The 240-nt window shown below is 45.8% G+C and carries 1 pseudogene; it reads right to left on the bottom strand.

Annotated elements, in window-relative coordinates:
* Positions 1-81: 81 nt before the first annotated feature.
* Positions 82-240 (bottom strand): annotated as a pseudogene (locus tag ABR397_RS24060) (ISNCY family transposase); the annotation flags it as partial.

Below are 240 nucleotides of genomic sequence, written 5' to 3'. Positions count from 1 at the left end.
TCGGTGACTGTTCTGACAGTCACCGTAAGATCCTCTTTTAACATGAATCATTGAATACTGATTAAAAACTCTCAGCACGAGTTAGTGGCGTATTTGCTCAAGTTCGTTCTGACTCAACCCGGTCGTTTTCATTATCGTTTCACGGTCGATACCCATGTCGATCATCGCACACGCGATTTTCAGGATCCCCCGTTTTTCGCCTTTATGCAATCCTTCTTGGAGTCCTTCCTGGCGTCCTTC

Source organism: Photorhabdus viridis, assembly GCF_040256935.1.
Taxonomy (GTDB): domain Bacteria; phylum Pseudomonadota; class Gammaproteobacteria; order Enterobacterales; family Enterobacteriaceae; genus Photorhabdus; species Photorhabdus viridis.
This window is presented reverse-complemented; position numbering and strand designations above follow the sequence as displayed.